A 683-nucleotide genomic window follows, 5' to 3' on the forward strand; every position below is an offset into this window, starting at 1 on the left:
CGGCAGATCAGCGCCGATCGGGACATCTGGAAACATCGCGCCCTTGAAGCCGAGGCCGCGCTGAAGTCGACCGGGAGGGCTGGACATGACTGCCAGTCCTGATTTCGGCGACGCGCCCTTGACGCTCAAAGAGGCCTGCGACGTTTTCTTTCGAGGGCGCATCACGCCGGCCACGTTGCGAGCGGAAGCACGGCGTGGCAGGCTTACCATCATGCGGGTAGGGCGGGCTGACTTCGTCACCCCCCAGGCGATGAGGGAGATGATGACGAAATGCCAAGACGAGCCAAAGGCGCCCGCCTCTACCTCGACCCGAAGCGCCGAGAGTGGGTCATCCGCGATGTCGGCGAGGTCTTCGAGCGCACAGGCTGCAGCGAACCAGATCGCGACGGAGCTGAAAAAAGGCTCGGCCAGTACATCGCGGAAAAGTTCAAACCAGTCACCCGCGAAAGTGATCTCTCTCGCCTCTCGATCGCCGAAGTCCTGACAGCCTACGGTCGCGAGTACGTGCCTCACAAGAAATCGGCAGAGCGGAGCGGCTACGCGATAGCTGCTCTGATGACTTTCTGGGGTCCGCCGAAAACGCTGGCCGACGTGCGCGGTGAGACGTGCAGAGCGTACGCTAGGTTTCGAGGCGTCAAGGCGGGCACGGTTCGGCGCGAGCTTGCTGTTCTATCGAAAGCCAT

1 protein-coding gene is annotated in these 683 nt (G+C 62.4%); it reads right to left on the bottom strand.

What is annotated here, in order from left to right:
• Window positions 1-513: hypothetical protein (locus tag EOA60_RS35890; RefSeq protein WP_164899923.1), on the bottom strand; the 513-nt coding region annotated here is incomplete at its 3' end.
• Window positions 514-683 lie beyond the last annotated feature (170 nt).

Origin of the sequence: Mesorhizobium sp. M1A.F.Ca.IN.020.06.1.1 (genome assembly GCF_004023265.1) — a bacterium.
In the GTDB taxonomy this organism is placed as follows: Bacteria; Pseudomonadota; Alphaproteobacteria; order Rhizobiales; family Rhizobiaceae; genus Mesorhizobium.